This window comes from Kitasatospora sp. NPDC059577 (assembly GCF_042735475.1).
In the GTDB taxonomy this organism is placed as follows: Bacteria; Actinomycetota; Actinomycetes; order Streptomycetales; family Streptomycetaceae; genus Kitasatospora.
Window position 1 is genome coordinate 165,967 of record NZ_JBHWBZ010000003.1, and the last position, 24,893, is coordinate 190,859.

Sequence of the window (24,893 nt, forward strand, 5' to 3'; positions counted from 1 at the left end):
TCCACTGAATTACGGAATGTCTCCGGTCCCGGTTAGGGTGGCGCCGTGGTGAGGTCGTGGGACGCGGCGGTGGAGCGGGCGCAGGACCGGCTGGCGGCGGGTCCGCGGCTGGGGGCGGTCGGCGAAGGGGAAGAACGGCGGTTCGCGCGCTGGGACTTGGCGTCCCTGGTCGAGGGCGAGCTGGGCGAGCCGGTGGAGCCGGACGGTCTGGCGCCGCCGGCGGAGCGAGGCTGGCGAGAGCGGCTGGGCGAGAGCGGCCGGGAGTGGCCCGGCGGGGAGCTGTACCGCCGCCGGTACTGGATCCACGGTGACGACGGCGCCGTGGCGGGCACCGTCGCGGTGGACAACTGGACCCGGGGCCCGGGCCAACTCGCCGTCTCCTCCCTCTACGTGAGCCCGGCCGCGCGCGGACGCGGACTGGCCGCCGCCGCACTGGACGAGGTGTACGCGGCGGCCACCGCCGAGGGCCTGCCCGGGTTCCGCCTGGAGGCGCACTGGACCTGGCGGCCGGCGGTCCGCTACTACCTGCGCCGCGGGCTGTGGGTGGTCGGCTGGAAGCGCTCGCTCGCGCTGGCGCGGATGCCCCAACTCCCCTCCTACCGGGTGCGCGAGGTGGACGGGCGGCTGCTCCTGCTGGTCGCCGACCGGCTGCACGGCTGGGTGCCGATACTGACCGCCGGCCGCGAGGGCCGCTGGCTGCGCCTGGACGAGACCGCGGACTACCGGGGCGCCGACGGCTGGGTGCACGACTACGCGCGCTCGACGCTGGCCCTGCACCTGGCGCTCGCGGGCTTCCCGCTGGTGCGCGGCCCGCAGTGGTGGGCGGAGGCGTGGCGCTGGTCGGACGGCGGTGAACCGGAGGGGCTGGCGTACCGGATGGAGGACTTCGAGCGGGCCGCCCGCCGGCCGGGGCCCTCCCCGTACCGCGGGGCGCCGGTCCCCGCGCCGCAGGGGCCCGCGCAGGACACGGTGCGGACCCCCGCGCAGGACGCGGTGCAGCCCACTGCGAGGCCGGCTGCGCCGGCGCCGCAGCTGGCAGACTCGGGGGATGGCTGAGATCGAGATCGACGGCGCCCCCGCCGACCCGGCGCGGCTGGCCGCGCTGGGGCTGCTCAACTACGGGCACTTCACCACCCTGCGCGCCGAGGCGGGCCGGGTCCGCGGCCTGACGTTGCACCTCGACCGGCTGGTCCGGGACTGCCGCACGGTGTTCGCCGCCGAACTGGACCGGGCCGCGGTGCGGGAGCGGATCCGCTCGGTGCTGCCCGCCGACGGCGCCCCGGTGGTCGTCCGGGTCACCGTGTACGACCCGGCGCTCGGCCTGGAGCGCCCCGCCGCCCCCGCCGTGCCCGCCCTGCTCGTCACCACCCGCCCGGCCGCGACGGCCGAACCCGCCCCGCTGCGGGTGCGCACCGCGGTGTACCGGCGCGAGTTGCCGGAGGTGAAGCACGTCGGCCTGTTCGGCCTGGTGCACCACCGCCGACGGGCCCAACTCGCGGGCTACGACGACGTGCTGCTCGTCGACCCGGACGGCCGAGTGACCGAGGGCGCCACCTGGAACGTCGGCTTCCTGGACGGGGACGGGCTGGTCTGGCCGGAGGGCCCGAGCCTGCCCGGCGTCACCGAGGCCCTGCTGTCCGGCGCGTACCGGGGGCGGCAGTCCCGCGCGCCCCTGCCCGCCGCCGGGCTGGGCCGCTTCGCCGCCGCCTTCGCGGTGAACGCGGGCGTCGGCGTCCGGCCGCTGGCCGCCGTCGACGGCACCGCCCTCGACCCGGCGCACCCGGTGCTCGCCGAACTGCGCGCGGCCTACCTGGGGATCACCGCCGAAGCGGTGTAGGGATAACCCCACCTCCGGTCCGCCGGTGGCCTCCATGGTCCGCGGGGCGCCGTCTTCCTAGCGTGGAGCACGTTGACGACGAGCGACGCAGAACCGAAGGAAGGCCCTCCATGGCACGCCGCCACGACCGCCGCAGGAACGCCGAGCGCGCGGGCGACCCGTACGCCGCCGACGCGCACGACGGCGCCCCGTACGGTTCCGACCGGTACCCCGGACCGCAGCCGGGCCCCGCGATCGAGCTGCGCGGCGTGCGCCGCACCTACGGGCGCGGGGCGGGGACGGTGCAGGCGCTGCGCGGGATCGACCTGGCGCTCGCCCCGGGCAGCTTCACCGCCGTGATGGGGCCCTCCGGCTCCGGCAAGTCCACCTTCCTGCAGTGCGCGGCGGGCCTGGACCGCCCGGACGCCGGCGAGATCCGGCTCGGCGGTGAGGAGATCACCGCACTCGGCGAGAAGCGGCTCACCGAGCTGCGCCGCAGCCGGATCGGCTTCGTCTTCCAGTCCTTCAACCTCCTGCCCTCGCTGAGCGTCGAGCAGAACGTGCTGCTCCCGCAGCGGCTCGCCGGGGAGCGCCAGGACCGCGCCCGGGCCCGGGAACTGCTGGAACGGGTCGGCCTCGGCGGGCACGCCGGGCGGCGGCCCGGCCAGCTCTCCGGCGGCCAGCAGCAGCGGGTCGCGATCGCCCGTGCGCTGATCACCCGCCCGGACGTGGTGTTCGCCGACGAGCCGACCGGGGCGCTCGACACCCGCACGGCGCACGAGGTCCTGGAGCTGCTGCGGCAGGCGGTGGACTCCCTCGGCGCGACCGTCGTGATGGTCACCCACGACCCGGTGGCCGCCTCCTTCGCCGACCGGGTGCTGTTCCTGGCCGGTGGCGCGATCGTCGACGACCTGCCGCACCCCGGCCCGCAGGCCGTCGCCGACCGGATGGTCGCGCTCACCGCCCGCCCGGTGGGAGCGGCGGCGTGACCAACGGACTCGCGCGCGCCTCGGTGCGCTTCCGGCCCGCCTCCTTCGTCGGCACCCTGGTCGCCCTGCTGCTCGGCGCCGCCGTCGTGACGGCCTGCGGAGTGCTGCTGCAGACCGGCCTCACCGCGCGCCTCGAACCCGTCCGGTACGCCTCCGCGCCCGTGGTGGTCGCGGCCGAACAGGCGGTGGAGATCCGGAAGAAGGTCGGCGAGGACACCCAGACCCAGGAGCAGGCCACGCCGGAGCTGGCCCGCACGGACGCCGCGCTGGTGGGCCGGCTGACCGCCCTGCCCGGCGTCGCCGCCGCCCGGCCGGACACCGCCTTCCCGGTCACCGCCGCGAGCGGCACCCCGGCCCTGACCGGCCGGGGACACGCCGCCCTCGGCATCGCCGGACCGGCCGACCGACTGGTCGAGGGCCGCGCACCCGGCGCGAACGAGGTGGTGCTCGACGCCGACACCGCGCGCGCCGCCCACCTCGCGCCCGGCGCGAACCTCAGGCTCACCGCGCCCGGCGGCACCGCCGACTACCGGGTCTCCGGCCTCGCCGCCGCCCAGACCACCGGCCCCACCGCCTGGTTCGCCGACGCCACCGCCGACCGCCTCTCCGGCCACCCCGGGGGGATCGACGCCATCGCCGTCCAGCCCCGCGAGGGCGTGACCGCCGCCGCCCTCGCCGCACAGGTCCGTCAGGCCGTCGGCGGCGCGGCGAAGGTCCACTCGGGAGACGACCGGGGAGCCGTCGAACACCCCGCCCTCGGCGAGGCCCGGACGATGCTGATGGGAATCGGCGGCACCTTCGGCGGCTACGCCACCATGACCGCGATCTTCGTGGTCATGAGCACCGTCGCCCTCGCCACCGGCCAGCGCGCCCGCGAGTTCGCCCTGCTGCGCGCCGTCGGCGCCACCCCGCGCCAGATCCGCCGCACCATCGCCGCCGAGGCGGTGCTGGTCGCCCCGGCAGCCGCCGCGCTCGGCGTCCTGCCCGGACTCGCCCTCGCCCGCTGGTGGTTCGGCCAGCTGACCGAACGCGGCGCCGTCCCCCCGGGCGTCCGCCTCGACATCGGACCGCTGCCGATGCTCGCCGCCGTCCTCACCTGCACCCTCGCCGCGCTCACCGCCGGCTTCCTGGCCGCCCGCCGTCCCTCCAAGCTGCGCGCCGCACAGGCGCTCGGCGAGGCAGCCGTCGAGACGCCCCGCCCGGGCCGGGTGCGCGCCGTCCTCGGGCTGCTCCTCGCCGCCGGCGGCATCGCGATCGCCGGCGTCGCCGCCGCCCTGGACGGCGAGAAGGCCGCCCAGACCGCGCTCGGCGTGGTCATGTGCCTCATGCTGGCCGTCGCCCTGCTCGGCCCCTGGGTGGCCCGGATCGCCGCCACCGTGCTCGGCGTCCCGCTGCGGGCCGGCGGCGCACCCGGCTCGCTCGCCGCCGACAACACCCGCGCCAACGCCCGCCGACTCGCCTCCGCGATCACCCCGATCGTCCTCGTCACCGCCTTCTGCGGCACCCTGCTGGTCCTGCAGAGCACCCTGCGCCACACCTCCGGCGAGAACGTCCGGGCCGGCATCACCGCCGACCACGTGATCGGCGCCACCGGCCCCGGCCTGCCCGCCGGGACCGCCGCACGGGCGGCCGAGGTACCCGGCGTGGACACCGCCGTCGGCGTGCTCCGCACCGGCCTGGTCGTCGAGAGCGGCGGCGGGCTGAGCTCCGCCCCCGCGCTGGGGGTCGACGGTGACCCGGCCCGGCTGTCGAAGGTCCTCGACCTGGGCGTGCGCACCGGCTCGCTCGCCGACCTCGGCCGCGCCCCCGACACCGTCGCCCTGAGCACCGGCCTCGCCGACACCCTGGACGCCGGGGTCGGCGACCGCGTCCCGCTGCGGCTCGGCGACGGCACCGCCGTACGGCCCCTCGTGGTCGCCGTGTACGAGCGCGGCCTCGGCGTCGGCCAGGCGGTGCTGCCCCGGGCGGCCGTCGCCGCGCACGTCACCGCCGACCAGGACAGCCAGGTGCTGGTCGCCGACGCACCGGGCGCCGACCGGGCGGCGGTGGCCGCCGGGCTGGGCGCGACGGCTGGGACGAGCGTGACCGACCGGGCCGGATTCGCCGCCCGGGCCGACAAGGACATGGAACTCAACGGCTGGGCCAACACCGTGATGGCCGGCGTGCTCGGCGGGTTCGCTGCCGTCAGCGCCGCCAACACCCTGGTGATGACGGTGCTCGACCGCCGCCGCGAGGTCGCGCTGCTGCGACTGGCCGGCACCACCCGGCGACAGGTGCGCGGCATGATGCGCTGGGAGGCGCTGCTGGTGGCCGCGACCGGGCTGGCGGTCGGCGCGGTGATCGCCTGGATCACGCTGGTGCCGGTCACCCGGGGCGTCGCCAACGCCTCCCCGTACGTCCCGCCGATGCTCGGCCTGCCGCTGGCCGCCGGCGCCGTACTGCTCTGCCTCGGCGCGACCGGGCTGCCGGTCCGAGCCCTGCTGCGGACCCGGCCGGTGGAGCTGGCGGCGGCGCGGCAGTAGACCGGCTGGCGGTGAGCTGAGTTCATGAGGCGGCCCCATGAGAGGAACTCATGGGGCCGCTGCTCCATGAGTAGGCCTCATGCCTCGGCCCATGAGTGGGCCGCATGCCTCGCCCACATGAACGTCGCTCACGTGGCCTCCGATGAGGAGAACTCATGGAACTCCCGGGGTGCGTCATGAGCCCGCCTCATGGGCCGGGCGTGAGCCCGCCTCATGGTGTTCGCCATGAGCCCGCCTCATGACGCGCCCCGGCGAGGAATCCATGAGACCCGGGGGAGCGAAGCTCATGACAGGTGCCCTTGAGGACTGCTCAAGCACGTCCCTCGTCCGGGTGACAAAGGCGGGACGAGCAGGCGCAATGGGGTAACGGGATGGCCCAAAAGCCTTTATTGGAGCTGATCGTGATGTCGGATCAGCTACGCTCTCGCCCGCCCCGACCGACCGCCGACGCAGAGAGTAGCCCGACATGAGCAGTCCCCCTGACGCCCCCGTGCCCCGCTGGCCGCTGATCCTGCTGCGCACCACCGCCACCACGCTGGCCCTGTTGGCCCTGCTCCAGGTCATGCTGGCCGGCAGCTTCCTCAACGGCACCTACGACTCCCTCAAGGACCACGAGGGCAACGCGATGACGCTGGCCACCGTCGTGGTGCTCCAGCTCGGGGTGGCCGTCGCGGTCCGGTGGCCCGGCCGCGGTTCGCTCTGGCCGCTGTGGACCACCCTGCTGCTCACCGTGGCGGTCATCGGCCAGATCGGCGCCGGCTACGCCAGGGCGCTCGGCGTGCACGTCACCCTCGGCGTGCTGCTGGTCAGCGGCATCCTGTTCGCGCTGGTCGGTGCCTGGCGGCTGCCGCTGCCGGTGCGGGCGGGGCTGCCCGGGGCCGGCCCGGACGGCAGCGGCCGGCTGCCGCGCCCCGCCGGGCCGGTGGAGGTGTCCAAGTGAACCGACGCCGGTTCCTGGGCATCGGCGCCTCCGTCCTCGGCGCGGGCGCGCTGGCCGCGGTCGCCGTCCCCTCGGCCGCCCGGTTGCTCGCCGAGGGCCGCCCGGGGCGGCTGCTGAGCAGTGACCTCGACCTGCCCGAGGCCTTCCGGTCCCCGCTGCCGGTGCCGGCCGTGCTGCAGCCGGTGCGCTCCGACGGGACCGCCGACTACTTCGAGATCACCCAGCAGGTCGCCAAGCTGGAGATCGTTCCCGGGGTTCGGACCGAGGCCTGGACGTACGGCGGCACCTTCCCGGGGCCGACGCTGGTCACCCGCTCCGGGCGGGTGGCGGTGGTCAAGCACCGCAACGAGCTGCCGGTGCCGTCCGTCACCCACCTGCACGGCGGGCACACCCCGGCGGACAGCGACGGCTACCCGGTCGACCTGCTGATGCCCGTCGGGTCGTCGGCGGACGCCGCCCAGGGCATGCCCGGCATGCAGGGGATGCCGGGCATGCAGGGGATGCCGGGCATGCGCCACGCGGCGGGCCGCACCGCCGTCGGCGAGCGCAGTTACACCTATCCGGGCAAGCAGCGTGCCGCCACCCTCTGGTACCACGACCACCGGATGGGCTTCACCGGGCCGGCCGTCTGGCGCGGACTGGCGGGCTTCCACCTCGTCCAGGACGACGAGGACGGCGCCCTGCCGCTGCCGCGCGGCGCGCGCGACCTGCCGCTGATGCTCGCCGACCGGTCCTTCGCCGCCGACGGGTCCTTCAAGTACCCCGCCACCGACCCCGCGCTCGGCGAGCCCGGCGTCACCGCCGCCTACGCCAACGGGGTGCTCGGCGACGTCATCCTCGTCAACGGCGCCCCCTGGCCCCGGCTGGACGTCGACCGCCTCCGCTACCGGCTGCGCCTGCTCAACGCCTCCAACGCCCGTCTGTACCGGCTCGAACTCGACCCGCAGCCCGCCGGCGGCGGCGCCCTCGTCCAGATCGGCTCGGACGGCGGCCTGCTCGCCGCGCCGGTCGCCCACGACGGGATCGAGATCGCCCCCGCCGAGCGTTTCGACGTCGTGGTCGACTTCTCCCGCTACGAGCCCGGTACCCAGGTGCGACTGGTCAACCGGTTCGGCAGCGGCCGGACGGCCGAGGTGATGCGGTTCGACGTCTCCTCGAAGCAGGTGACGGACGACGCGACGGTGCCGGACAAGCTGGCCGCCGTCGAGGCCCTGGACGCGTCCGCCGCCGTCACCACCCGCGACTTCACCTTCCGCCGCAGTCGCGGCGACGGCTGGACCATCAACGGCGCGCCCTACCGGCCCGGCGACAGCATCGCCACGCCCGCCCTCGGGACGGTCGAGCGCTGGCGCTTCTCGTCGGACCTGCACCACCCCGTGCACGTCCACCTGGACCACTTCCAGGTGATCGGGCGCAACGGCGCGGACCCGGGCCCGTACGACGCCGGCTGGAAGGACACCGTGGACCTGCGCCCGGCGGAGGCGGTCGAGGTGCTGGTGCGCTTCACCGACTACGCGGGGGCGTACATGCTGCACTGCCACAACCTGGAGCACGAGGACATGGCGATGATGGCGGACTTCACGGTGCAGTGAGCCGGCCCGGCACTCGCCCGCCCGGTTTCACCCGGGCGGGCGAGTACCGGCGGGCGTGTGCTGCGCGCTCCGGCACTCGTGTCCTAGCGTCGCGGGGAGGGGCACCCGCGGCCTCCCCGCCGCGGGGAGGACCCCGCCGACGGACGGAGCCGCCGCATGACCACTCCCGCCGATCGCCGCCGCCGTGGCCGGGCAGCCCGTGACCGCGTCTCCCGGGCCGACCACGGCCGGTGGATCCCCGCCGCAGACCGGCCGGATCCGGTCGGCGTGCTGGAGCGGCAGGGCGAGGACCGGGTCGCCGAGCTGTTGCCGATCCGCTACGGGCGGATGGCCGCCAGTCCCTTCGCCTTCCTGCGCGGGGCCGCCGCCGTGATGGCGGCCGACCTCGGCGCCGTCCCCGACACCGGCCTCACCGTCCAACTCTGCGGCGACGCACACCTGGTGAACTTCGGGGTGTACGCCTCGCCGGAACGCGCCCTGCTCTTCGACGTCAACGACTTCGACGAGACCTACCCCGGCCCCTTCGAGTGGGACGTCAAGCGGCTCGCCGCCAGCGTCGCCGTCGCCGCCCGCGACAACGGCCTGGACGAGGAGCGCGTGCGCCGCGCCGCCCGCGCCTCCGCGACCGGCTACGCGACGGCGATGCGGCACCTGGCGGGCGTGGGCGAACTGGAGGCGTGGTACGCCCGGGTGGACACCGCGGACCTGGTGCCGCTGTTGACCAAGTCCGGGCAGCGCAAGCGCTTCGAGGCCGGACTCGAGCACGCCCGACGCCGCACCAGCCTGCAGGCCTTCGGCAAGCTCACCGAGGAACGGGACGGCCGGCGACGCATCATCAGCGCGCCGCCGCTGATCGAACCGCTGAAGAAGACCGAGCTGCGCGGCGTCGGCAAGGTGTTCAGCGACTACCGGGCCACTCTCGCCGAGGACCGCCGGGTGCTGCTGGACCGCTACCGCTTCGTCGACGCGGCCACCAAGGTGGTCGGCGTCGGCAGTGTCGGCACCCGCTGCTTCATCGTCCTGCTGGAGGGCCGGGACGGCCGCGACCCGCTGTTCCTGCAGATCAAGGAGGCCGGCCGGTCGGTCCTGGAGGACCACCTGCCGCCCACCCGGGTCGAGGCCGAGGTCGCCGCCCACCACGGCGGCCGCCGGGTGGTCACCGGACAGCACCTGATGCAGGCCGCCAGCGACATCTTCCTCGGCTGGACCACGGGCCCCGCCGGGCGCCACTTCTACGGCCGCCAACTGCGCGACATGAAGGGTTCGGTCGAGATCGGCGAGATGCGGCCGTCCGGCCTGCGCGCCTACGCCGACCTCTGCGGGCGCACCCTCGCCCGTGCCCACGCCCGGACCGGCGACCGCATCGCCATCGTCGGCTACCTCGGCAGTGCGGACACCTTCGCGGACGCGGTGGCCGAGTTCGCGGTGCGGTACGCGGACCGGACGCTGGTGGACCACGGGGAGCTGGTGTCGGCGATCGAGGACGGGAGGATCACGGCGACCCACGGTGTGTGAGCGCCCGGCGCGCCGGCAGCCTCCGGCGGATCCGTGGGCCGCGGGGTCACCGCGACCCGGGCCCCACGAGGGCGGCCAGCTTCTCCAACTGGTCGCGCTGACCGTCCAGTTCGAGTGCCCCGAGGCGGGCCACGACGTGTCGGGCGCCGGCGGACGCGTAGCGGGCGAGGGTGGCGGCGACCTCGTCCGGTGCGCCGAGGGCGAAGGCCTGGATCTTCTCCGTCTCGGCCAGCGGCAGGCCGTAGTTGGACCGGGTGTAGGCGTCCATGGTCCGGCGGGCGGCCTCCGCGTCGCGGTCGATCCGGACGTTGACGAAGAGGGCGGGGGCGACGGCCTCCGGCGGGCGTCCGGCCCGCTCGGCCGCCGCCCGGACGACGGCGAGCCCGGCGGCGTAGTCCGCCGGGTCCGGCGGGTAGGGCAGCCAGCCGTCGTAGTGGCGACCGGTGCGGTCCAGGGCCGCCGGGGTCGCGCCGCCGAGCCAGACCGGCGGCCCGCCGACGCGGAACGGCGCGGTGGCGGGCGGGAGTTCGGCGAAGGAGTGGAACTCGCCGTGGAACTCCTTCGCCCCGGCCCACAGTGCCCGCCAGAGGGCGACCGTCTCGTCCAGCCGGGCGAAGCGGCGCTCCCACGGCACCTGGGACAGCTCGTGCAGCGGGCGGCCGAAGCGCCCCGGGAAGCCGGCGCCGACCGCGACCGTCAGCCGGCCGCCGGAGAGCTGGTCCACCGAGGCCAGCGTCTGCGCGGTCTGCACCGGCCGGCGCAGCACCGGCAGCAGGGCGCCGGTGCCCAGCCGGATCCGTTCCGTCACCGGGGCGGCCGCGGCCAGCATGGTGAGCGGTTCGATCCGCGGGCCGAGCAGGGAATCGTTGACGAACAGCGAGGAGAAGCCCAACTCCTCGCTGCGGCGGGCGAACGCGACCAGCTCGCGGGGGCCGTGCGCGGCCCACTGGTCCTGGCCGGTGGGGAGGAAAACGCCGATGTCCATGCCGTCGATACTGCTCACCGCCGTGCACGGTCTCAATTCCCCCGGGGGAATGGCGGACCGCGGCCGTCCGGGGTTGGCTGGTGGTGTGGACTTCCCCCGAGCGCTGCGTGAGCGCCGAACCAGCCGCCGTCTGAGCCAGCTCGACCTCGCCACCCGGGCGGGCACGACCCAGCGGCACCTGAGCTTCATCGAGTCCGGCCGGTCGGCGCCGGGCCGGGCCATGGTGGTCCGGCTCGCCGAGTCGCTGGACCTGTCCCTGCGGGACCGCAACGAGCTGCTGCTGGCGGCCGGTTACGCGCCCGTCTACCCGGAGACGCCACTGGACGGGCCGTCGCTGGCGCCGGTGCGGGAGGCGATCGGCCACGTCCTGGCCGGCCACCTCCCGTACCCGGCCCTGGTGGTGGACCGCCGCGGCGACGTGGTCGCCGCCAACGCCGCCGTGGACGTGATCACCGAGGGCGCCGACCCGCGGCTCGTCGGCCCCGGCACCAACGCCTACCGGCTGGCCCTGCACCCGGACGGCCTCGCCCCGCGCATCCTCAACTTCGCCGCCTGGGCCCGCCACATCGTCGAGCGCACCAGGCACCTCGGCGACCTCCACGAGGAGTTGAGCTCCTACGTGCCCGAGGCGGAGGTGGGGGAGCACCACCTGGGCTTCGCCGTCCCGCTGGAACTGCGCACCCCGCTCGGCGAGCTGCACCTGATGACCACGGTCACCACCTTCGCCACCGCCGTCGACGTCACGCTCGCCGAGCTGAAGCTGGAGGCGTTCCTGCCCGCCGACGCGGCGACCGCCGAGGCGCTGCGGGCAGCCGCCGGTCAGAGCCCGGGGAACTGGTAGTCGGCGGTGATCCGGCCGTCGGCGTCCAGGACGACGAACTCCTCCCCGCCGCCGACCGGTTCGCCGCCGTCGACGGGCACCATCTCCCAGCCGAAGCGGACCACGTCCCGCAGCCGTACGGCGTCCGGCCGGGCACGGAAGGTGAACCCACCGGGCGCAACGAACTCCTCGTAGGCGCGGGTGACCCGGAACTCCAGCTCCTCGTAGCCGCGGGCTTCGAGGACGGGCTCCGCGAACCCGACCCGGGCGGCCGCCGTGCGGGCCTCGACCGGCGGGTGCAGGAGGTGCGTCCCGCCGTCGGCCCACAGCCGCTCGATCGCCTCCCGGCGGGCGCCCGGGTCGGACTCCGTCCACAACATGGCGTAACGGTCGGCGAGTTGCTGGGCACTGGTGGTGACGGGAAGGTCGGTGGTCATGGCGGACTCCTTGCTGGGATCGCTCGGTGGATCGACCGACGGGATCGCTCGGTCTCGGTGCGACCCATCCTCGGAGCGACCCCGCGGCCGGACAATTCCCGCCGGGGAATGGCCCGCTCGCGCGGCGTGTGTGCCCTTGGCGCCGCCGGGGCCGCGCGCGGCGGGGCCGAGCAGCGGCGCACCCGGGCCGTCGGGCGGCCGCCGCGGGGAGGTGGCTATTCCGCTTGCCCGGGCGGGCGCGGTGCCGTTGGGTTGGCACCATGGACGAACCGCTGAACCGGCCGTCGGACCGAGCGTCGGACCGACCGCCGAGCCGACTGCCGAGCCGACCGCTGACCGAACTGCGCACCGAACGCCTGCTGCTCCGCCGCTGGCGGGAGTCCGACCTTGCCCCGTGGGCCGCGATGAACGCCGACCCCGAGGTCCGCGAGCACCTGGGCGACCCGCTCACCCGCGAGCGCAGCGACGCCTCGGTGGCGCGGTTCGAGGCGGCGATCGAGCGGCGCGGGTACGGCTGGCTGGCCGTCGAGGTGCGTGGGAGCGGTGAGTTCGTCGGCTTCGCCGGCCTGGACGACATCGAGGAGACGGACCCGGTCGACGGCGTCGAGATCGGCTGGCGCCTGGCCCGTTCCGCCTGGGGCCACGGCTACGCCACCGAGGCCGCCCGCGCCGTCCTCGGGTACGGCTTCGACACCCTCGGCCTCCCCGAGGTCCTGGCCATCACCACCGCCGCCAACCACCGCTCCCAGGCGGTCATGCGCCGCCTGGGAATGACCCACGACCCCGCCGAGGACTTCGACGACCCCGCCGCCCCGGAGGGGCCGCTGCGCCGCAACGTCGTGTTCCGGGTCCGCCGGGAAGACCAGCCGTCCCAGGTCGGTTGATTGCTGACAGCTGACAGCTGACGGCTGACGGGGGGCGGGGGGCGCGGGCGGACGGCGGGGGCCGCCCCGGCAGGGGCCGGCGAAGCCTCGGGGGCGATGGCCGGAGGGCCGGCCGGGTCCGCTCGCACCCGGGCTGAACTGGGGCTTCGGCCGGGGCGGTTGTCAGTGGTGTGTGCAAGGGTGGACCCATGTTGGCGATCACGGTACAGACGAACGACGGGCAGCGGCTGTCGCGGCCGAGCGCGGACGAGCTGGCGGGGCTGGTCCTGCGCATCGGCGCGGAGGACGACCGCTTCCTCGTCGTGGAGCGGGTGCCGGACCTGCCGGACGTGTTCGTCCAGGTGTGGCACGCCGACGGCGAGGACTACACGCTGGAGCACCGCGACGGCTCCGCCCAGCGGCACTTCGAGGTGCGGCTGGACGGGCCCGATCCGGTGGCCGCGGTGATGACGGCCTGGGCGCGCGGCGACGCGGGCTGGGCGGACGGTCTGGACTGGCAGCCGCTCGACATGGGCCCCGCACCGGAGCCCGTGCCGCCACCGGAGCTGGGCGCGGACGAGCGACGGGAGTTGGAGGACCGGCTGCGGCTGACGCTGGCCTGCGGGTACACCGACCGGGCGCGGCTCGCCGAGGAGGCCGAGGAGTACCTGGTGTCGGGCGGGCGCCGTCCGCTCTCGCGCGCCCAGGCCGAGCAACTCGCCGACCGGCTCTGGCTGGAGCGGGTCGGCGAGCAGACCGGCTGGCTCGGCGAGACCGACCCGGAGCGCCTCGCCCGTGCCTTCGCCGCCCTCGACGCCGACGGCATCACGGCCCGGGAGCACTTCAGCTGTTGCCGTTCCTGCGGCGAGGCCGAGATCGGCGCCGCCGGTGCCCCGGCCGCCCGCGGTTTCGTCTTCTTCCACTCCCAGTGCACCGACTCCGCCGCCGCCGGCCGCGGTCTGTCCCTCCTCTACGGTGGCTTCGACGGCTCCCCGGCGACCACCACCGCCATCGGGCACGAGGTGGTGGCGGCCCTCACGGCGGCCGGACTGCCCGCGGTCTGGGGCGGGGACCCGTCGGACGCGATCGAGGTGCGTCCGCTGCTCTGGCGCCGCCGCCTGGGCGGGTGACGACGGTTGGTTCACCCCGTCCTGCCGGGCCGGGGGCCGAGGTGGAAGTCCGGGACGGAGACCGTGGAGGGGCCGGGCAGTGAGCGATGACGTCCTGTCGGTGATCCCGGCGGACCCGTACTGGCAGCCGGAGCCGGCGGCGGCCGAGCGGGCCGTCGCGGTGGTGGCCGGGCTGGTCGAGGCGGACGACGACGCCGAGGTGGAGGTCGGCTGGTACGAGCGTCCGACGGTGGTCGACTGCGGGGAGAACCTGGAACGGATCGGGTGCCCGCACTGCGGCGGCTCGATCGAGCCGGTGTGGTGGGCGGACCTGTCGGAGGAGCACGCGGCGGACGGCTTCGCGACGCTCGCGGTGACGGTGCCGTGCTGCGGCAGCGCCACCACGTTGGACGTGCTCGGCTACGACTGGCCGTGCGGGTTCGCCCGGTTCGAGATCGAGGTGTGGAACCCGGAGCGCCTCTGGTTCGCGGAGGCGGAACTCGCCGTGATCGCCGCCGCGCTGGGCCACCCGGTGCGGCAGGTCAGGGCGCGCCTGTGACGGGTGAACGGCGCCGGGTGAACGGCGGTGGCCGAACGGCTGCGAGTGAGCGGGGCGGGTGACGGTCGACGGGTGACGGTCGGGGAGTGACGGTCGACGGGTGACGGTCGGGGAGTGACGGTCGACGGGTGACGGCGACCGGCGGCGGGTGAACGGTTCCGCCGGCTGCGGTCCGACCGGTCGGCCGGCCGGACCGCAGCGTCTCACGGCACCAGCAGGTGCAGGGCGTTCCGCCGCACCGTGACCTCGACCGGCAGCGGCGCGATGAATTCGCCGTCGGCGTAGGCGGTGATGCCGGGGGAGTCGATGCGCAGGGACGTCGTGCGCAGGGTGGTGACCTCGGAGCGGGTGGTGTGGGTGCCCTTGAAGAGGGTGGGGAAGAAGCGGGCGATCCGCAGCCGGGGCATGGCGTCGACGAGGGTGACGTCGAGCAGGCCGTCGTCCGGGAGGGCGTCCGGGCACATGAGCATGCCGCCGCCGTAGCTGCTGGTGTTGCCGACGGCGGCGAGGGTGAGGTCGCGTTCGATGACGGTGCCGTCGGCGAGGGTGATCCGGAACGGGAGCGGGCGCAGGTTGGCGAACTCGATGAGGATGGCGAGGTTGTAGCGCATTCGGCCGCGCGGCCAGCGCAGGCGGTTGGTGCGGTCGCTGACCAGGGAGTCGAAGCCGGTGGCGAGGATGGAGCCGTACCAGCGGACCGATCCGTCCGGGCCGGTGATCCGGCCGAGGTCGACCGCGCGGGTCCGGCCGGCGGCGATGACGTCGGCGGCGGCCTCGGGGGATCCGAGCGGAAGGCCGTAGGCGCGGGCGTGGTCGTTGCCGGTGCCGGCCGGCACCACGCCGAGCGGGACGGTGGTGCCGGCGAGGGCCTGCAGGGCGAGGTTGATCATGCCGTCGCCACCGACGACGGCCACCGCGTCGACGCCGTCCGCGGCCGCCTCGCGGGCGAGGCGGAGGGCGTCCTCGGCGGAGCGCCCGGCGTGCGGTTCGGCGTCGACGCCGAGGGAGCGCAGGCGGGCGACGGCCCGCTCGGCGGCGGGGCCGGAGTGACCGGCGCCCGCCGCCGGGTTGGTGAGAACGGCGACCCTGCGGACGGTTCTCGGGCCGGGCGCCCCATGAGCGCGGCTCATGGGATCAGCTTGCCGGGGTTGAGGATGCCCGTCGGGTCCAGTTCGGCCTTGACGGCGCGCAGGATGCGCACGCCCAGGTCGCCGATCTCGTCGGTCATCCAGGGCCGGTGGTCGGCGCCGACGGCGTGGTGGTGGGTGATGGTGCCGCCCGCGCCGACGATGGCGTCCCCGGCGGCGTGCTTGGCGGCGCCCCAGCGGGTGAGGGGGTCCTCGCCGAGGGCGGCGACGACGGTGAAGTAGAGCGAGGCGCCGGTCGGGTAGACGTGCGAGATGTGGCAGAGCACGAGCGCGCCGGGCAGGGCGGCGGTCAGCGCCCCGGTGACGGCGGTCCGCAGGGCCGGGAGCCGGCTCCATTCGGCCGCGGTCTCCAGGGTCTCGCACAGCGCGCCGGCGCCCAGCAGCGAGTCGCGCAGGTAGGGAGCGTTGAACCGGCCGTGTTCCCAGGCCCGGGCGGGGGCCTCGCCGAGCGAGGTGGCGCCGGCGGCGAGCAGCACCTCGCGGGTGGCGCGGTGGCGGGCGGCGACCTGGTCGGCGCTGCCCTCGAAGACGGTGACGGCCAGGCAGCCGGTGACCGCGGGGGCGCCGCCGATCTGCTCGGTCATGGCGAGGTTGACCATGGTCTCGGCCTCGTCGGAGAGCCGGATGACGGTCGGGCCGGTGCCCTGCTGCTCGACGGCGCGCAGTGCCGCCGTCCCGGTGGCGAAGTCGGGGAAGCTCCAGGCCTCGTAGGCCTTGACGGCGGGCACCCGGTGGACGCGGAGCCGGACCGCGGTGATCACCCCGAGGGTGCCCTCGGAGCCGAGGAAGAGCTGGCGCAGGTCGGGCCCGGCGGCGGAGGCGGGGGCGCGGCCCAGGTCGAGCACGCCGACGGGGGTGACCACCCGCAGGCCGCGCACCATCTCGTCGAAGCGCCCGTACCCGGCGGAGTCCTGCCCGGAGGAGCGGGTGGCCGCGAAGCCGCCGATGGTGGCGTAGCGGAAGCTCTGCGGGTAGTGGCCGAGTTCCCAGCCGCGTTCGGCGAGCAGCGCCTCGGCGTCCGGGCCGGTGAGGCCGGCGCCGAGGACGGCCTCGCCGGAGGTCTCGTCGAGGTCGAGCAGCCCGTCCAGGCGGCGCAGGTCGAGCGAGACGACGGCCCGCAGGGCGCCGCGCTCGGGGTCGAGGCCGCCGACGACGCTGGTGCCGCCGCCGAACGGGACGACGGCGATGCGGCGTTCGGCGCAGACCGCGAGGACGGCGGCGACCTCCTGCTCGGTGCCGGGCAGCACGACGGCGTCGGGCGCGTCCTGCGGCTCGCGGCTGCGGCGGCGCAGCAGGTCGGGGGTGGACTTGCCGCCGGAGCGCGGCAGCCGGTCGGCGTCGGCGGCGCTGACGTGGGCCCCGCCGACGGCGGCGGCGAGCGCCCGGAGGTCCTCGTCGGTCATCCGGGAGGGGCTGAGCACGACCTCGTCGGCCTTCGGGCCGGGGGTGGCGTCGCCGGTGACGCCGAGGGCGGCGGCGAGCAGTCCCTTGATGTCGGCGGACAGCTCCTTGGCCAGGGCCGGGTCGCCCCAGGCGTCCCACTTCATCGGGGGGAGCGGAAGTGCGGCGCCGGCCGGTCCCGCTTGCGTCTCAGGTGCCATGCGTTACAGTTTCACACATCATGTCAAGTAGTAACGCCGAGCCGGCGACCGCAGCCGAGCCGCCCGCGACGCCCGGGCCCCGCAGCACCGACGACGCGATCCTGGACGCCGCCGCCGACCTGCTCGTCCACCTCGGCGTGCGCCGCACGCAGCTGGCCGAGATCGCGCGCCGCGCCGGGGTCAGCCGGCCGACCGTCTACCGGCGCTGGCCGGACGTCCGGGCGGTGATCGGCGCGCTGCTCACCCGGGAGATCCTGGCCACCATGGAGGGCGCCGCACTGGACGTCCAGGACCGGGAGACCTTCGTGGAGCGGGTCGTCGAGGTCTCCGTCCGGCTGCGGGACCACCCGGTGCTCGGCGCGCTGCTGCGTTCCGACGACTCCGACCTGCTGCTCGAGTACGTGGTCGAGCGGCTCGGTGCCAGCCAGCGCGGCCTGCTGGAGGCACTGCGCAGCGGCATCGAGCAGGGCCAGGCGCACGGCTCGATCCGTGCCGGGGAGCCGCTCGAACTGGCCGCCATGGTCCTGCTGATCGCCCAGTCCACCGTCCAGTCGCACCGCATGGTCGCCTCCCTGCTGCCCGAGCCGGCCTGGCGACGCGAACTGGCCAGAGCGCTGAACGGATACCTCGCCCCATGACGACGCCCGCCGTCGGCCCCTTCGCGGGGACGAGCCGACTCAACGCCGCACGCCGCACCCTGGAGCTGGAGGCGCTCGGCGACGACCCGCACATCGACCTGCTGGTGATCGGCGGCGGCGTCACCGGCGCCGGCGCCGCCCTGGACGCCGCCTCGCGCGGCCTGCGCACGGTGCTGGTGGAGTCCCGCGACCTGGCCTTCGGCACCAGCCGCTGGAGCTCCAAGCTGGTGCACGGCGGGCTGCGCTACCTCGCCTCCGGCCGGATCAAGGTGGCCCGGGAGAGCGCGGTCGAGCGCGGCGTGCTGATGACCCGCACCGCCCCGCACCTGATCCGCGCACTGCCCCAACTGGTGCCGCTGCTCCCGGACCTGCTGCGCCCCGGGCAGGGCGCGCTGATCCGCGCGGGCTTCCACGCCGGGGACGCGCTGCGGATCAGCGCCGGCACGCCGGCGGCGGTCCTGCCCCGGGTGCGCCGGATCGACGCCGCCCGCACCCGCCGGCTGGTGCCGGGGGTGCGCACCGCGGGCCTGCGCGGCGCGCTGGTCGCGCACGACGGCCAACTCGTCGACGACGCGCGGCTGGTCGTCGCCCTGGCCCGGACCGCCGCGCAGTACGGCGCGAGCGTGCTGACCAGGGTGCGGGCCGAGGAGGTGACCGGCACCTCCGCCCGGCTGGTCGACGTGCTCACCGGGCAGGCCATGGTCGTCCGGGCGGGCGCGGTGATCAACGCCACCGGCGTCTGGGCGGGCGAGGTGGACACCTCGATCACGCTGCGCCCGAGCCGCGGCACCCACGTCCTGGTGGACGCGGGGATGCTGGGGAACCCGACCGCCGCCCTCACCGTGCCGGTGCCCGGCTCGACCAGCCGCTTCGTGTTCGCCCTGCCGCAGCAGCTCGGCCGGATCGCGATCGGCCTGACCGACGAGGACGCCCCGGGCCCGATCCCGGACGAGCCGCAGCCCACCGAGGCCGAGCTGGCCTTCCTCCTCGACACCGTCAACGCCGCTCTCGCCACCGCACTGACCAGGGCCGACGTGCTCGGCGCCTACGCCGGGCTGCGCCCGCTGATCGACACCGGCGGCGGCAGCACCGCGGACATCTCGCGTGAGCACGCGGTGCTGGAGTCCCCGTCCGGGGTGGTCACCGTGGTCGGCGGCAAGCTCACCACCTACCGCCGGATGGCCGAGGACGCGGTGGACGCCGCCGTCCGACTGCGCGGCCTGCCCGCCCGGGCCTGCTGGACGGCCCGGCTTCCGCTGGTCGGCGCCCCCGGCCACCGGGACAGCCGTCCGCTGCCCCCGCGCGGGGTGCCCGCCTCACTGCTCGCCCGGCACGGCGGCACCGCCCACGAGGTGCTGGCAGCCGGGGAGTTGGCGCCGGTCGCCGAGGGCCTGGACGTGACGCGCGCCGAGATCGCGTACGCCGTGTCCCACGAAGGCGCGCTGGACGTCGCCGACGTGCTCGACCGCCGTACCCGGATCGGGCTGGTCACGCGGGACGCGGAGCGTGCGCGCAAGGCGGTCGGGGCGATCCTGGCGGAGGCTCAGGACGACTGATCGGCCCGGGGGAAGGGGGCCAGGTCCGGTTCGACCCAGCCGGTCCGGGCCCGCTCGTCCGCGAGCGTTCCGGGCCGGTAGTGCCGGGTGAGCAGCCCCTTGTCGAGCAGCTCGGGGTGGCGGGCGGCGAACTCCTCGAAGCCGTCGGTTCCTTCGGGGCCGTGGGTCCCCTCGGCGTGCTCGCGCTCCGTGGTGTCCCCGGCCTTCGCGGAGTCCGGTGCGGCGTGGACGTGGTGGGCCACCAGCTCGACCCAGGCCCGGGTCATGGTGACGTGGAACTTCTGCGGCGCGCCCGCCCTGGTGGCGGTGCGCCGGATGCCGTCACCGATCAGGTCGAGGGCGGCGGCGGCCCCGTGCCGGCGCACGGCGAGCCAGGTGAGGCGGACGTGCTCGCGGTGCCCGAAGCGCTCGGCACCGGTCATCGCCTCCCGCAGCAGGTCGTCGAAGACGCCGGGGGCGGCCGGGGCGGTAGGGGTGGCGGGGGACGTGGGGGAGGCGGGGGACGTGGGGGAGGTCATGCGGAGGCTCTCGTCGGGAGGAGGGTGTGGGTGTGGGTGCGGGCGCAGGGTGCGGGCGGCCCGGAGCGGCGGGACGGCGGAAGGCGGACGGGCGATCGTAAGGTTTCCCTGCATTCCAGGGCAAACCGCTCGCTCGGGCGGCCCGGCGGGCGGCGTCAGCGGGCGGTCTTCTCCGGCATGGGGTGGGCGGCGCCGGCGAGGTCCAGGACGCAGGAGAGCGGGTGCTCGGCCGTGCCGGTGCGGTCCAGGGTGACCGTGAGCGGCCGGGGCGGTTCCTCGGCGAGCTGGGAGGCGAGGGTCAGCGGGTAGCTGCCGTGCCCCCGGACGCGGTGGAAGCCACACTCCTTGCCGTCCACCAGTAGTTCGGTCTCGGTGATCCAGCCGGAGCGGACGTTGACGGTCACGGAGTGTCCGCCCTGGTCGACGTGGAAGCTGTACCGATGGCGCATGGCGAACCTCCCTCGGGGGCGCCGCAACCGGGGAACCGGGATTCGGAACCGGGGAACCGGGATTCGGAACCGGGAAATCGGGGGAACCGGTGATGCAGGGGAACCGGGGGAACCGGGGGGACCCACCGACAGTCTAGGTCGGTGGCACCGCCCCGGCGCCCGGAAGGCCGCGCGGCCCGCCCGGTACCGGGGCCGCCGCGATCGGTTCCCGGTGGGGCCCCTGAAAGGGCCCCGGACAAATTCCCGGGGCGGAGCCGACCTGTAGACGGATCCTCGTGATCTCTACAGTGTTGTAGATTCGTCCGCAGGGAGAGATCGAGGAGGGCATTGTGGGAGTTTCGCTGGCCAAGGGCGGCAACGTCTCGCTGAGCAAGGAGGCGCCCGGTCTGAGCGCCGTGATCGTGGGTCTCGGCTGGGACGTGCGCACCACCACCGGGGCCGACTACGACCTGGACGCCAGCGCGCTGCTGTGCAACGCGCTCGGCAAGGTGATCTCGGACCAGCACTTCGTGTTCTTCAACAACCTTCGCAGCCCCGAGGGTTCGGTCGAGCACAGTGGCGACAACCTGACCGGTGGCGGCGACGGCGACGACGAGCAGATCAAGGTCGACCTGGACCGGGTGCCGGCCGACGTGGCCAAGGTGGTCTTCCCGGTGTCGATCTACGACGCCGACGCCCGGCTGCAGAACTTCGGCCAGGTCCGCAACGCGTTCATCCGGATCGTCAACCAGGCCAACGGCCAGGAGATCGCGCGCTACGACCTGAGCGAGGACGCCTCGACCGAGACCGCGATGGTCTTCGGCGAGCTGTACCGCAACGGCGCCGAGTGGAAGTTCCGTGCCATCGGCCAGGGTTACGCCTCCGGCCTGCGCGGCATCGCGACCGACTACGGCGTCAACGTCTGATCCACGGCGCCCGGCCGCGGCACGCGGTCCGGCCGGGTTTCGGTGGTCACGAGGAGCGCTCGGTCCGTCCGAGCGCGTGGCCGCCGAAACCCCCGCCGCCGGTGAGCTGGTGCTGCCACCAGGCGGTCATCGCCGGCTCGTCCATGGTCGACCAGTCCGGTGCCCCGGTGACCTGTGCCCGGCCGAGGGTCCGGCCCAGCTCCACCAACTCCCGCCCGGCCGCGCTGCGTTCGCGGTCGTACGTGGCGAGCAGGGCCGGCCAGGAGCCGGCCGTGCGACCGGCCTGCTCGAAGGCGTGCGCGTCCTGCAGCGCCTTCACCGCTCCGCTGGTGTTGTGCGGGCGCACGACGGTGGCCGCGTCCCCGCCGATCAGCAGCCGCCCGGCGGTGCGGTGCGGGGCCGCCAGGTCGTAGACGGGTTGCAGGAAGGTCCGTTCACGCGGGGTGAGGGTGACCAGCCCGGCCCAGTACGGCGGCAGGTGTCGCTCCGCGAGCTGCCGCAGGTCGTCCAGCCGGCCGTCGGTGAGGGTGCCCGCCGGGATGCTGGTCGGGCCGTCCAGGCGCAGCCAGGCGGGGGTCGGCGCGTAGAAGACCCAGTTCACCTGGGTGCGGCCGGGGTCGAGACCGGGGATGCGGTAGATCACGACCTGCCCGCCGCGGTAGCAGACGGTGATGCACTCCTCCTCCGGCCAGACCGCGGCCCCGCCGGGCAGTCCGGCGAGCAGTGCGTCGTCGTAGCTGCCGCGCCAGCACACGTACCCGGCGTACTCGGGCGCGGCCTGCGGGCAGACCGCGGCGCGGACCACCGAGCGGTAGCCGTCCGCGCCGATCACCAGGTCGTACGGGTGGCGGCCGCCGTCGGCGTCCTCGGTCCAGGCGCCGTCGTCGTCGCCGCCGACCGCGGTGACGGTGGTGCCCAGGCGGTACTCGACCCGCGCGGGCGTCCGCTCGCGCAGGGCCTGCCAGAGCCCGGCCCAGTGGTGGGAGTGGAACGGGAACGGCTGGTCCCAGAGCACCCGCCCGCGTCCGTCGGGGCCGTCGCCCCCGCCGGCCGGCCCCCGGGTGACCCAGCGGCGGACGGTGAGGCGGTGGCGCCGGGTGTCCGCCGCCAGGTGCCCGGCGCGGACCAGTTCGTCGAAGCGGTCGTTGTGGGTGCAGATGCCCACGCCGCGGTCCTCCAGCCGGCCCGGGCTGCGCTCCAGCACCACGACCCGCTCCGCGCCCAGCCGGGCGGCGGCCCCGGCGAACGCGCTCCCGGCGATGCTGCCCCCGACCACGGCCACCGAGCCACCTCGCACGGCCGCCCCCTCTCCCGAGCCCGCGATGTCCGGAACACGACGATACGCGGGCGCCCCACGGTCCGCCCGGCGTTCGGCCGCTTCGGGCCCGTGGGTGTCCCTCCGGAGCGGCGGGGCTGCTCGGTTCCGGTGGGCCCCTCCGGTGGGCCCCTCGGTGGTCTCGGTGCTCCTCGAGCGTTTATGCAACTAGTTGCATATCGCGAGACCCGTCCCCTACCCTGCGGTAACCACGACACCCCGCCCGCGCCCCAGGAGACGTCGATGAGCGCCACCCCCGGCAGCAGCCGCTACCCGCACCTGCTCAGCCCGCTCGACCTCGGCTTCACCACCCTGCCCAACCGCGTGATCATGGGCTCCATGCACGTCGGCCTGGAGGAGGCCCCCGGCGGCTACGAGCGGATGGCCGCGTTCTACGCCGAGCGCGCCCGCGGCGGCGTCGGCCTGATCGTCACCGGCGGCATCGCCCCCAACGAGGCCGGGCGCCCCTGGGAAGGCGGCGCGATGCTGACCACCGAGGAGGAGGCCGACGAGCACCGCGCGGTCACCGACGCGGTGCACGAGGCCGGCGGGAAGATCGCCCTGCAGATCCTGCACTTCGGCCGCTACGCCTACCACCCCGACCTGGTCGCCCCCAGCGCCCTCCAGGCCCCGATCAGCCCGTTCGTGCCCAACGAGCTCACCGCCGAACAGGTCGAGCAGACCATCGAGGACTTCGCCCGCTGCGCCGAACTCGCCCGCCGCGCCGGGTACGACGGCGTCGAGATCATGGGCTCCGAGGGCTACCTCGTCAACGAGTTCGTCGTCGCCGCGACCAACCACCGCGACGACGAGTGGGGCGGCCCCTACGAGCGGCGGATGCGCTTCCCGGTGGAGATCGTCCGCCGGGTCCGCGAGCGGGTCGGCGAGGACTTCATCATCGTCTACCGCCTCTCCATGCTCGACCTGGTGCCGGGTGGCTCCACCCTGGACGAGGTCGTCCGGCTCGCCCAGGCCGTCGAGGCCGCCGGCGCCACCATCATCAACACCGGCATCGGCTGGCACGAGGCCCGCATCCCGACCATCGCCACCTCGGTGCCGCGCGGCGCCTTCGCCTGGGTGACCGAGAAGGTCATGGGCAAGGTCGGCATCCCGCTGGTCGCCACCAACCGGATCAACACCCCCGAGATCGCCGAGGGCCTGCTCGCCGCGGGCAGCGCCGACCTGGTCTCGATGGCCCGCCCGCTGCTCGCCGACCCCGACTTCGTCGCCAAGGCCCGCGACGACCGCGCCGACGCCATCAACACCTGCATCGGCTGCAACCAGGCCTGCCTGGACCACACCTTCAGCCTCAAGATCACCTCCTGCCTGGTCAACCCGCGCGCCTGCCACGAGACCGAACTCGTCCTCGCCCCCACCAAGGTGCGCAAGCGGGTCGGCGTCGTCGGTGCCGGACCGGCCGGACTCGCCTTCGCCGTCTCCGCCGCCGAGCGCGGCCACGACGTCACCCTGTACGACGCCGCCGACGCGATCGGCGGACAGCTCGACGTGGCCCGGCGCATCCCCGGCAAGGAGGAGTTCGACGAGACGCTGCGCTACTACCGCACCCGGCTCGCCGAGCTGGGCGTCACACTGCGCCTGGGCGCCACCGCCACCGCCGGGCAACTGGCCGCGGAGGGCTACGACGACGTCGTCCTCGCCACCGGCGTCACCCCGCGGACCCCCGCCGACATCCCGGGGATCGACCACCCCAGCGTGGTCGGCTACCTTGACGTGCTGCGCGACGGTGCGCCCGTCGGCGAGCGGGTCGCCATCCTCGGCGCGGGCGGCATCGGCTTCGACGTGGCCGAGTTCCTCACCGACCAGGGCGACGAGGCGAGCCTCAACCCGCCGGTGTTCCGGGCGAAGTGGGGCATCGACCCGGAGTACCGCGAGCGCGGCGGCCTGCGTGCCCCCGAGCGCCCCGAACCCCCGCGCAGCGTCCACCTGCTGCAGCGCAAGGCCGGCAAGGTCGGCGCCGGGCTGGGCAAGACCACCGGCTGGATCCACCGCACCGAACTCAAGCACCGCGGCGTGGTGATGGTCCCCGGCGTCACCTACGACCTGATCGACGACGCCGGCCTGCACATCACCGTGGACGGCGAGAGCCGGCTGCTGCCCGTCGACACCGTGGTGCTCTGCACCGGCCAGGAGCCGCGCCGCGACCTGTACGAGGCGCTGCACGAGCGCGGCCTGTCGGTGCACGTGATCGGCGGTGCCGACGTGGCCGCCGAGCTGGACGCCAAGCGGGCCATCAAGCAGGGCACCGAGCTGGCCGCCGCGCTCTGAGCGGATCAGGGACGCGCGCGTGAGAGCTGCTCATGCGCGCGTCCATGAGGCCTGCTCATGCGCGCGTCCATGAGGCCTGCTCATGGGCGGGCGCGATGAGAGTTGCTCATGGGCGCGCGATGAGAGTTGCTCATGGGGTAGGGCCATGAGAGGTGCTCATGTGCGCGGCCATGTGATCTGCTCATTTGTCCATCCCGTGAGCTCCGCTCATGGCCGTGCTGCATGAGCCCCGCTCATGGCCCGGCCGGGGCCGCTGCCGCAGCCGGGCCCGCGCACTGCCGTCCCGGGCGGACGTGGCCGCGACGGTCGGGCCGGCCGCTGCGCCTCTAG

22 protein-coding genes are annotated in these 24,893 nt (G+C 75.2%); 15 read left to right on the forward strand and 7 right to left on the reverse strand.

Annotation, left to right across the window (positions count from 1 at the left end):
• Nucleotides 1-45: 45 nt before the first annotated feature.
• The 7 genes from ACFV0O_RS04675 to ACFV0O_RS04705 all read left to right on the forward strand — a co-directional run bounded on the left by ACFV0O_RS04675 (nucleotide 46) and on the right by ACFV0O_RS04705 (nucleotide 9,374).
• Nucleotides 46-1,056: a GNAT family N-acetyltransferase gene (locus ACFV0O_RS04675; RefSeq protein WP_380336325.1), complete on the forward strand. Its 1,011-nt coding sequence runs from the start codon at nucleotides 46-48 to the stop codon at nucleotides 1,054-1,056.
• Nucleotides 1,049-1,837: an aminotransferase class IV family protein gene (locus ACFV0O_RS04680; protein ID WP_380336328.1), complete on the forward strand. Its 789-nt coding sequence runs from the start codon at nucleotides 1,049-1,051 to the stop codon at nucleotides 1,835-1,837. Before ACFV0O_RS04675 ends, ACFV0O_RS04680 begins: the two co-directional genes overlap by 8 nt.
• A gap of 110 nt (nucleotides 1,838-1,947) precedes the next feature.
• On the forward strand, nucleotides 1,948-2,805 hold the full coding sequence (locus ACFV0O_RS04685; RefSeq protein ID WP_380336331.1) for an ABC transporter ATP-binding protein: 858 nt from the start codon (nucleotides 1,948-1,950) through the stop codon (nucleotides 2,803-2,805).
• Nucleotides 2,802-5,327, forward strand: coding sequence for an ABC transporter permease (locus ACFV0O_RS04690; protein WP_380336333.1), 2,526 nt, complete (start codon nucleotides 2,802-2,804; stop codon nucleotides 5,325-5,327). The genes ACFV0O_RS04685 and ACFV0O_RS04690 overlap by 4 nt, the downstream gene beginning before the upstream one ends.
• 466 nt (nucleotides 5,328-5,793) lie before the next feature.
• A complete protein-coding gene (locus ACFV0O_RS04695) occupies nucleotides 5,794-6,267 on the forward strand; it encodes a hypothetical protein (protein WP_380336336.1) in 474 nt (157 codons plus the stop codon).
• A complete protein-coding gene (locus ACFV0O_RS04700) occupies nucleotides 6,264-7,859 on the forward strand; it encodes a multicopper oxidase family protein (RefSeq protein ID WP_380336339.1) in 1,596 nt (531 codons plus the stop codon). Before ACFV0O_RS04695 ends, ACFV0O_RS04700 begins: the two co-directional genes overlap by 4 nt.
• 156 nt (nucleotides 7,860-8,015) lie before the next feature.
• Nucleotides 8,016-9,374, forward strand: a complete 1,359-nt coding sequence (locus ACFV0O_RS04705; protein ID WP_380336342.1) for a DUF2252 domain-containing protein — start codon at nucleotides 8,016-8,018, stop codon at nucleotides 9,372-9,374.
• 46 nt (nucleotides 9,375-9,420) lie between these two features.
• Here the strand turns inward: ACFV0O_RS04705 and ACFV0O_RS04710 are convergent, their stop codons facing one another.
• Nucleotides 9,421-10,377 (reverse strand): LLM class flavin-dependent oxidoreductase, encoded by a 957-nt coding sequence (locus ACFV0O_RS04710; protein WP_380336344.1) that lies wholly within the window; start codon nucleotides 10,375-10,377, stop codon nucleotides 9,421-9,423.
• Nucleotides 10,378-10,444: 67 nt separating this feature from the next.
• On the opposite strand from ACFV0O_RS04710, the gene ACFV0O_RS04715 reads away from it, so the two are divergent.
• The gene (locus ACFV0O_RS04715) at nucleotides 10,445-11,200 is read left to right on the forward strand and encodes a helix-turn-helix domain-containing protein (RefSeq protein ID WP_380336347.1); all 756 of its coding nucleotides are present in this window, start codon (nucleotides 10,445-10,447) and stop codon (nucleotides 11,198-11,200) included.
• Here ACFV0O_RS04715 and ACFV0O_RS04720 read toward each other — a convergent pair.
• Nucleotides 11,179-11,616, reverse strand: a complete 438-nt coding sequence (locus ACFV0O_RS04720; protein ID WP_380336349.1) for a hypothetical protein — start codon at nucleotides 11,614-11,616, stop codon at nucleotides 11,179-11,181. The genes ACFV0O_RS04715 and ACFV0O_RS04720 overlap by 22 nt on opposite strands.
• 332 nt (nucleotides 11,617-11,948) lie before the next feature.
• Between ACFV0O_RS04720 and ACFV0O_RS04725 the strand changes: the two genes are divergently transcribed.
• The 3 genes from ACFV0O_RS04725 (at nucleotide 11,949) to ACFV0O_RS04735 (ending at nucleotide 14,147) form a co-directional block, all read left to right on the forward strand.
• Entirely contained in the window at nucleotides 11,949-12,500 is a 552-nt protein-coding gene (locus ACFV0O_RS04725; RefSeq protein WP_380336685.1) for a GNAT family N-acetyltransferase, read from the forward strand.
• 188 nt (nucleotides 12,501-12,688) lie between these two features.
• The gene (locus ACFV0O_RS04730) at nucleotides 12,689-13,609 is read left to right on the forward strand and encodes a DUF6891 domain-containing protein (RefSeq protein WP_380336351.1); all 921 of its coding nucleotides are present in this window, start codon (nucleotides 12,689-12,691) and stop codon (nucleotides 13,607-13,609) included.
• A 79-nt stretch (nucleotides 13,610-13,688) separates the two neighbouring features.
• The gene (locus tag ACFV0O_RS04735) at nucleotides 13,689-14,147 is read left to right on the forward strand and encodes a hypothetical protein (RefSeq protein WP_380336353.1); all 459 of its coding nucleotides are present in this window, start codon (nucleotides 13,689-13,691) and stop codon (nucleotides 14,145-14,147) included.
• A gap of 203 nt (nucleotides 14,148-14,350) precedes the next feature.
• Here ACFV0O_RS04735 and ACFV0O_RS04740 read toward each other — a convergent pair whose 3' ends face one another.
• Both ACFV0O_RS04740 and ACFV0O_RS04745 read right to left on the reverse strand, forming a co-directional pair.
• The gene (locus ACFV0O_RS04740; protein ID WP_360250888.1) at nucleotides 14,351-15,277 is read right to left on the reverse strand and encodes a diacylglycerol kinase; all 927 of its coding nucleotides are present in this window, start codon (nucleotides 15,275-15,277) and stop codon (nucleotides 14,351-14,353) included.
• A complete protein-coding gene (locus ACFV0O_RS04745; RefSeq protein WP_380336356.1) occupies nucleotides 15,274-16,896 on the reverse strand; it encodes an FAD-binding oxidoreductase in 1,623 nt (540 codons plus the stop codon). Before ACFV0O_RS04745 ends, ACFV0O_RS04740 begins: the two co-directional genes overlap by 4 nt.
• Before the next feature lie 20 nt (nucleotides 16,897-16,916).
• Here ACFV0O_RS04745 and ACFV0O_RS04750 point away from each other — a divergent pair, with 20 nt between their 5' ends.
• Nucleotides 16,917-17,534, forward strand: a complete 618-nt coding sequence (locus ACFV0O_RS04750; RefSeq protein WP_360250894.1) for a TetR/AcrR family transcriptional regulator — start codon at nucleotides 16,917-16,919, stop codon at nucleotides 17,532-17,534.
• A complete protein-coding gene (locus tag ACFV0O_RS04755) occupies nucleotides 17,531-19,090 on the forward strand; it encodes a glycerol-3-phosphate dehydrogenase/oxidase (protein ID WP_380336360.1) in 1,560 nt (519 codons plus the stop codon). Before ACFV0O_RS04750 ends, ACFV0O_RS04755 begins: the two co-directional genes overlap by 4 nt.
• Here ACFV0O_RS04755 and ACFV0O_RS04760 read toward each other — a convergent pair.
• Both ACFV0O_RS04760 and ACFV0O_RS04765 read right to left on the reverse strand, forming a co-directional pair.
• On the reverse strand, nucleotides 19,078-19,608 hold the full coding sequence (locus ACFV0O_RS04760; RefSeq protein WP_380336363.1) for a hypothetical protein: 531 nt from the start codon (nucleotides 19,606-19,608) through the stop codon (nucleotides 19,078-19,080). The genes ACFV0O_RS04755 and ACFV0O_RS04760 overlap by 13 nt on opposite strands.
• A 155-nt stretch (nucleotides 19,609-19,763) precedes the next feature.
• The gene (locus ACFV0O_RS04765) at nucleotides 19,764-20,057 is read right to left on the reverse strand and encodes a hypothetical protein (RefSeq protein ID WP_380336366.1); all 294 of its coding nucleotides are present in this window, start codon (nucleotides 20,055-20,057) and stop codon (nucleotides 19,764-19,766) included.
• A 329-nt stretch (nucleotides 20,058-20,386) separates the two neighbouring features.
• Between ACFV0O_RS04765 and ACFV0O_RS04770 the strand changes: the two genes are divergently transcribed.
• The gene (locus ACFV0O_RS04770) at nucleotides 20,387-20,962 is read left to right on the forward strand and encodes a TerD family protein (RefSeq protein WP_360250906.1); all 576 of its coding nucleotides are present in this window, start codon (nucleotides 20,387-20,389) and stop codon (nucleotides 20,960-20,962) included.
• 46 nt (nucleotides 20,963-21,008) lie between these two features.
• On the opposite strand, the gene ACFV0O_RS04775 is transcribed toward ACFV0O_RS04770, so the two are convergent.
• A complete protein-coding gene (locus ACFV0O_RS04775) occupies nucleotides 21,009-22,244 on the reverse strand; it encodes a monooxygenase (RefSeq protein WP_380336369.1) in 1,236 nt (411 codons plus the stop codon).
• A gap of 276 nt (nucleotides 22,245-22,520) precedes the next feature.
• On the opposite strand from ACFV0O_RS04775, the gene ACFV0O_RS04780 reads away from it, so the two are divergent.
• Nucleotides 22,521-24,563 (forward strand): FAD-dependent oxidoreductase, encoded by a 2,043-nt coding sequence (locus ACFV0O_RS04780; RefSeq protein ID WP_380336372.1) that lies wholly within the window; start codon nucleotides 22,521-22,523, stop codon nucleotides 24,561-24,563.
• Nucleotides 24,564-24,893 lie beyond the last annotated feature (330 nt).

Bases quoted from the DNA above. Each gene is read 5' to 3' on its own strand.
- ACFV0O_RS04680 (WP_380336328.1), top strand. From the start codon at position 1,049: ATGGCTGAGATCGAGATCGACGGCGCCCCCGCCGACCCGGCGCGGCTG.
- ACFV0O_RS04685 (WP_380336331.1), top strand. From the start codon at position 1,948: ATGGCACGCCGCCACGACCGCCGCAGGAACGCCGAGCGCGCGGGCGAC.
- ACFV0O_RS04695 (WP_380336336.1), top strand. From the start codon at position 5,794: ATGAGCAGTCCCCCTGACGCCCCCGTGCCCCGCTGGCCGCTGATCCTG.
- ACFV0O_RS04705 (WP_380336342.1), top strand. From the start codon at position 8,016: ATGACCACTCCCGCCGATCGCCGCCGCCGTGGCCGGGCAGCCCGTGAC.
- ACFV0O_RS04720 (WP_380336349.1), bottom strand. From the start codon at position 11,616: ATGACCACCGACCTTCCCGTCACCACCAGTGCCCAGCAACTCGCCGAC.
- ACFV0O_RS04730 (WP_380336351.1), top strand. From the start codon at position 12,689: ATGTTGGCGATCACGGTACAGACGAACGACGGGCAGCGGCTGTCGCGG.
- ACFV0O_RS04740 (WP_360250888.1), bottom strand. From the start codon at position 15,277: ATGAGCCGCGCTCATGGGGCGCCCGGCCCGAGAACCGTCCGCAGGGTC.
- ACFV0O_RS04745 (WP_380336356.1), bottom strand. From the start codon at position 16,896: ATGGCACCTGAGACGCAAGCGGGACCGGCCGGCGCCGCACTTCCGCTC.
- ACFV0O_RS04750 (WP_360250894.1), top strand. From the start codon at position 16,917: ATGTCAAGTAGTAACGCCGAGCCGGCGACCGCAGCCGAGCCGCCCGCG.
- ACFV0O_RS04755 (WP_380336360.1), top strand. From the start codon at position 17,531: ATGACGACGCCCGCCGTCGGCCCCTTCGCGGGGACGAGCCGACTCAAC.
- ACFV0O_RS04760 (WP_380336363.1), bottom strand. From the start codon at position 19,608: ATGACCTCCCCCACGTCCCCCGCCTCCCCCACGTCCCCCGCCACCCCT.
- ACFV0O_RS04765 (WP_380336366.1), bottom strand. From the start codon at position 20,057: ATGCGCCATCGGTACAGCTTCCACGTCGACCAGGGCGGACACTCCGTG.
- ACFV0O_RS04780 (WP_380336372.1), top strand. From the start codon at position 22,521: ATGAGCGCCACCCCCGGCAGCAGCCGCTACCCGCACCTGCTCAGCCCG.